General features: G+C 45.1%; 6 protein-coding genes. All 6 read right to left on the reverse strand.

What is annotated here, in order from left to right:
• Positions 1–95: 95 nt before the first annotated feature.
• Positions 96–863, reverse strand: a complete 768-nt coding sequence (locus ACTNDQ_RS06840) for a pseudouridine synthase (RefSeq protein WP_441064284.1) — start codon at positions 861–863, stop codon at positions 96–98.
• Entirely contained in the window at positions 863–3,046 is a 2,184-nt protein-coding gene (locus tag ACTNDQ_RS06845; protein ID WP_441064285.1) for a DUF6449 domain-containing protein, read from the reverse strand. The genes ACTNDQ_RS06840 and ACTNDQ_RS06845 overlap by 1 nt, the downstream gene beginning before the upstream one ends.
• The gene (locus ACTNDQ_RS06850; RefSeq protein ID WP_059085567.1) at positions 3,021–3,923 is read right to left on the reverse strand and encodes an ABC transporter ATP-binding protein; all 903 of its coding nucleotides are present in this window, start codon (positions 3,921–3,923) and stop codon (positions 3,021–3,023) included. Before ACTNDQ_RS06850 ends, ACTNDQ_RS06845 begins: the two co-directional genes overlap by 26 nt.
• Positions 3,916–4,290, reverse strand: coding sequence for a GntR family transcriptional regulator (locus ACTNDQ_RS06855; protein WP_441064286.1), 375 nt, complete (start codon positions 4,288–4,290; stop codon positions 3,916–3,918). Before ACTNDQ_RS06855 ends, ACTNDQ_RS06850 begins: the two co-directional genes overlap by 8 nt.
• 280 nt (positions 4,291–4,570) lie before the next feature.
• Complete coding sequence (locus ACTNDQ_RS06860; protein WP_287085214.1) at positions 4,571–5,365, reverse strand: CPBP family intramembrane glutamic endopeptidase; 795 nt, start codon at positions 5,363–5,365, stop codon at positions 4,571–4,573.
• A gap of 32 nt (positions 5,366–5,397) precedes the next feature.
• On the reverse strand, positions 5,398–6,045 hold the full coding sequence (locus ACTNDQ_RS06865; RefSeq protein WP_279201401.1) for an HAD family hydrolase: 648 nt from the start codon (positions 6,043–6,045) through the stop codon (positions 5,398–5,400).
• Between the last annotated feature and the right edge of the window lie 120 nt (positions 6,046–6,165).

Consider the following 6,165-nt stretch of genomic DNA (forward strand, 5'->3'; position numbering starts at 1 on the left):
TAGAATCGCCGTGCGTGCTTATTTTTGCAACTTCTGAATTATAGCATAGAAAATCCCCTTATGTAAAGGGGATTTTTCCAATTTTTTTCTGTTTTTCAGCGGTTTCCGGCAGACTTCAGAAGCTCCAGCTCTTTTTCGGTGAGTGAACGATATTTTCCTGTCGGAAGATCTGAAGGAAGCTCCAGCGGCCCCATGGATAGTCTTTCCAAATAAGTTACTTTTTTTCCCAGTGCCTCCATCATCCGTTTTACCTGATGGAATTTTCCCTCGTGGATGGTAAGTCGGATCTCAGATTCCCAGTTCTTACCGGCTTCTGCAGATTCTGTACCGGACTCCCAGGTAGAAAGGATCTCCAGCCTTGCCGGTCGTGTGAGATCTTTTTCCCCGATATCCACGCCTTCTGCCAGCTTCACGACATCTTCTTCTGTCACTTTCCCGGATACTTTTGCATAGTAGGTCTTATCCACATGCTTTTTCGGAGAAAGAAGCTCGTGTGCCAGAGGACCGTCATCTGTGATCAGAAGAAAGCCTTCTGTATCTTTATCCAGGCGTCCCACCGGAAAAAGACCCTTTCTTCTGTCTTTCTCTTCAATGTAGTCGAGAACCGTTTTATGTCTGGAGTCCTCCGTTGCGCTGACACAGCCTGCCGGCTTGTTAAAAAGATAATATACATATTCCGGTGCAGCATGGATCTCCTGCCCGTTCATAACCACCTGATCTTCTTCTGTTACTTTCAGCTCCGGTTTCTTCACAGATTTCCCGTTAACCTGCACCTGACCCTTCTGTATGTATTTTTTTACCTCGCTTCTTGTACCTGCGCCGGCATCTGCCAGAAATTTATCTAACCGGACTGGTTTTTCCATTAATCATTTACCTCCCATTCTGTTACATGGGCTGCCTTTGCATCTGCTCTGATAAAATCCGGGATCTCACCGGCAAATGTCATATAAAGTCCGGAATCCCCGCCGGTGCTCTCCTGTCCTTCCAGAACCACTTCCATTGTGGCATCTGCATTCCAGATAGTCCATCCGTTTACCAGCTGTGATGGACGGATACATTTTTTCAGAGCTTCCAGCTGTTCCTTTTTATCGTAACGGACTTTATAACCGTTATCTGTTTCTTCAAGATCCGAAATGGGCTCAGCGTCGGAAAAAGCTTCATCATCTTCGCCGGCAGCTTCGGAGCTGAAGTAATAAACATCAATATACTCAACAGACAGCTTATCCATAGAAAGAGGATATCCTGTTTCTTCCAAAATTGCAAGTGTTCTCTTATATGCCGGATACACCAGAACGGAGGTAGACACACTCTCTCCTTCCTGAACAGCCGGTACATTCATTCCCCATTCATCCATGTATCCTTCTGACGGAATTCCCGCATAATCGAACATCAGCATTGCACATGGCTGGTCTTTTACTGTCTGACCGCCGTTTTCCAGAATGTCCTTTCTCAGCGCCTCTGCCAGCGCCTGACGCTTCTCTGCATTTTTCTCAAATAAGGTTTGAATATCTCCGTCACAGAAAATACCGGTGACCTCTTTCAGATACTGTTTGTCCAGCTGGAAAAATGAATATCTGTTTTCTTTCCATATCTGCTCATCATACAGGGCTTCCATAAGATTCTGTGCCTGTGCAGAGGATACATTATAGCTTCTGCATACACTGAATCCCTGTTTGTTTATGTAGCGCACATACATGCGCCTTCCTGATTTTTTTCCTTTTTCATTCTGAAGCCTGATATCCTTCAGACTGTTATATAATGCTTTACTTTTCATCACCGGCTGATCCAGCAGACCGGAACTATTGTCTGAGGTGGCAGTATACCGGATCTTATAGATTCCGTTTTCTTTTTTTTCCACATTGCAAAGCTGCTCTGTATATGAAAGATTGCTTACATTTATCACAACTCCCTGAAGATTGTCATAAGCCGGAAAATAACTGTCATATCCCAGAAGATCCATTTTCATGGTCAGCGCACAGATTGCCACAACACCTCCAAAGATCATAAGCTGCACTTTTCTGCGGAAAAATCTGCGAAAATCCATTTCATAGATCACTTCCAGAATTCCATGAACCAGGATCGTTCCCAGTATCATTCCGAAGATCCACCATGCTGTTTTGGATGAATCTTCCGGAATCATATAAAAGATCAGACCGATCCCCAGTCCGGATGGTATTGTGATCAGTGCACTTAAGACCGGCTCCATCCAGGTATATACCAGAGCTTTTCCGGTATTCTCTGACCTTCGTCTGCAAAATGCCATCCAGGAAAGTGCTGCCATGATAAACAGCGTAAGGATCAGTATCAGCAACTGCTTTCCAAAGCTTCCGCTGCTGTATCTATCTATAAAGCTTACGATCACCATAAGAGGAGATCCCAGATTCCGCACTGCTGCCAGAATTCCGTAACTGCCCTCGTACCAGGTATCAAAAAATAAATGTCCGCTTAACTGCAGCATCACTGCCAGAACGATACTGTAGGTAAACAGCCCTGCCCATGCAAGTGCTCCCATCAACATGGTACCGGTGCAGGCGATCACCAGTACTGTGGAAAAATACACCAGAAGATACATCAGGAGATGGAGCACCAGCAGGATCAGTGCCTTTTTCATAATGGAAAGGCTGTAATATCCTCTGGCTGCCCCGATGCATACCGCAGCAAATTCCATGATCACATATGGCACCAGATAATAAAGAACAGCCAACAATACTCTGTGCAGAAACAGTGCACTTCGCTTTACCGGAAGGCTGTGATAGAAATCCACTTTTCTCGGGGAATACAGATACCAGAAGCCGCTTACTGCTGCAAAAAATGCGGTTACCGCAACCACAGCTACTCCCATTGTGAGAAAGTCACTGCTCCACAGGCTGGAATACAGATAGGAAAGCTGACTCTGAGTATAACTGCGCTCATTCCATTTTCCCATCAGAATAAGTTCCGCTACCGGAAATGCAAGGAGAAATGCGATCATGGCAAATGCCGGGATCCATCTTTGTCCTTTAGAAGAAGATTTCATATACTCACTGGAATAAATTTTTGACTTCATAGCCTGCCACCTCCGTTTCGCTGATAAATATTTCTTCCAGAGTCAGTGGGAGCACTTCGCAGAAAAGAGGATTTTTTGCCTGTATCTTCTCCATGATCTCTCTTCTTGTTCCCCTTGCAGTAATAAGCAACAGGGAGCCCTGATGCTCTGTTTTCAAAACCTCCAGCTCTTTCTTTAATTCTTCTTCTTTCTTTTTGTCAGTAAGTACACACTGGATCTTATGGATGTGGAATTTCATATCCTCCAGATCTCTGGAAAGGAGAATTCCTCCCTGATGAAGAAGCCCGATGTGATCACAGATATCTTCCAGCTCACGAAGATTGTGGGAAGCGATCACCGGCGTAAATTCACGACTCATGATCTCCGATGCAAAAATACTTTTTACTGCCTGGCGCATTACCGGGTCCAGGCCATCAAAGGTTTCATCACAAAACAGATATTTCGTTCCTGTACTGATTCCCAGGATCACCAGAAGCTGTTTCTTCATTCCCTTGGAAAAAGTACTGATTTTTCGTTTTCCATCCAGATGAAACTGCTTCATCATTGTCTCAAAACGCGCCTGCTGAAATCCCGGATAAATACAACGGTAAAATTCTGCCATGTCCAGAGCATTGTAATTTGCCGGAATATATGCATCGTCCGGGATGTAGAAAAAATGCTCTTTGATCCTTTCATTTTCAAAAACCGGTTCTTCATCCATCAGCACCTCTCCTCTGTCCTGACGGATAATCCCGGCCATGATACGAAGCAGAGTACTTTTTCCCGCACCGTTGGAACCGATCAGTCCAAAAACCTCCCGTTCCCCGATATCCATGGTGACCTTATTTACTGCCTGTATCTTACCAAAAGCTTTGCTGCAGTTTTTTATCTCAATCATCGTTTCCCTCCTTATAGCATGAGCAGATCACATCAATCATTTCTTCCTCCCCTACTCCCAGAGCCATTCCCTTTTCTGTGATCTTTTTCAGCTCACTTAAGGTTTCTTCCATACCGATCTGCCTGATCCTGCTGCTGTCTGTGACAAAACTACCTTTTCCCTTCACCGGACAGATCAGCCCCTGCTGCTCCAGTTCCATATATGCCCGCTGGATGGTATTGGGATTGATGGATAATTCCACGGCCAACTGCCGCACAGACGGCATCTTGGAAGATGGCTCCACAGCTCCTGACAGGATCAGCATCCGGAATTTCTCTACGATCTGTTCGTAAATGGGACGTCTGTCCTGATAGTCCAAGAATAACATACGACGCTCCTTTCTCTGTAATCTGTGTATTAAGTGTATTAATTCTTTTAATACACTTATGATAGCACGTGATACAAAGGTACGCAAGAAATGGTCTCTTAAATAAATATAAAATCTATATAAATTTACCGGCAGCAAAAGATTCCGGCATATTTTTATAAAAAAAATCTGTAATGGCATCCTTATACTATGATTCCACTACAGATTCTCTGTAAAGCAAATATTCATCTATCACTCTGCCTGATCCAGTAGCAGGCAGACATTCGTGTTCCACATTGGATCAGACAGCCCGGTAGCCACGTTTTTCTCCCCGGCGTGCAAAATACTGATATCCTCCGATCATCGCTGCCGCAAAAACACCATAGATCATCAGAAGGCTTCCTGCTCCGGCTTTTTCCACCAGAGTCTGGGCGTATTCACTGAAAATAAGTATCCAGGTATTGGCTCCGATGTGCATCAGCACACTGGTCCACTTATTACCGCCCATCTCCAGAAACCACGCAAAAATCCCTCCCAGAACAAACGCATACACAGCCTGCAGGACATTTCCGTGATAAATTCCGAAAAACGCCGCAGAGATCACAGCGGAAACCAGCACTGAAAAGTGATCCCGAAGTCGCAGATAGATCAGCCAGCGAAAGATCATTTCTTCCGCAACAGGCGCTATGATACCCATCCAGAAGATCATTATAAATAAACTCTTTCCTGAAGTAATCTTCGTCATCGTCTCTCCATAGCTGGATGAGATCCAGTTCTGCAGGATCGCCACCAGCACATTGGCATACTGGGCAAATCCGGCTCCAGCAGCAAGAAGAAGCAGCATTTCAGGAATAGATAGCCTTTGTTCCTCAACGGAAGTCAAACCGCCGATCAGCCTTCCTATACGATCCTTCCGATAAAAATATACTGCCGGAAACATAACCAGCACTCCGGTAAGTCCGGTGATCACCAGCGTATAACTATAGTACCTTTCCTGTGCGTTGCCGACATGCCCTGCCAGCCAGAGAAGCACGGCGCTTCCGAGGATCTGTCCGATAAGATAATGGATTCCTGCCGGATAAAGCTCCCTCCACACTATTTGAAAAATATTCTGTCTGTGCAGAGGGGTCAGACGAAAAAATTCAGAAGTTCATCTGCGGAAGCTACGATCTGAAGAGGCTGTGCCTTTTCCAGTTCTTCTCTGCTTCCATATCCGTAAGATACAGCCACACACTGGATCCCGCATCGTCTGGCTCCGAGAATGTCATGTTCTCTGTCACCCACCATGATCACCTGGTCACGGTGGTCAGAAAGGCTCATTCTTTCCAGAGCTTCCTCGATCACCTGAGATTTGGTTACTTTCGGTCCATTGAAATCCGTCCCGGCGATCACCTCAAAATACCGACTCAGATTAAAATGGTCCATGATCTGTGTTACGTAAAAGGTTGGTTTCGCAGACGCCACTGCCAGCCGGTAGCCACGACGTTTCAGTTCTGCCAGGGCATTTTCCACACCCGGATAAACGGTGTTCTCATACATTCCTTTTTCTGAATACCGCTCTCTGTAATATTCAATTCCCTTCTGTGCTGTCTCTTTATCAAATCCCGCATATTTCATAAACTGTTCCAGAAGCGGCGGACCCACAAAAACCTTCAATGGCTCCAGCTCCGGTGCCGAAACTCCAAGTTTCTCCAGTGCATACTGTACAGATTTCGTAATCCCCTCTCCGGATTCTGTCAGTGTTCCGTCCAGATCAAAAAAGATTGCCTTATACATAAATTCCTCCTGTTGTATAAAATAATCAGTAACTAAGACTTCCCATACCCCAAATGGGCTTCGCACCTTAAAAATTCAATATTTCAGCTAACAAAATAGCAATTTATGCCATCGCAGTCC

Origin of the sequence: Blautia massiliensis (ex Liu et al. 2021) (assembly GCF_052064225.1) — a bacterium.
GTDB lineage: Bacteria > Bacillota > Clostridia > Lachnospirales > Lachnospiraceae > Blautia_A > Blautia_A fusiformis.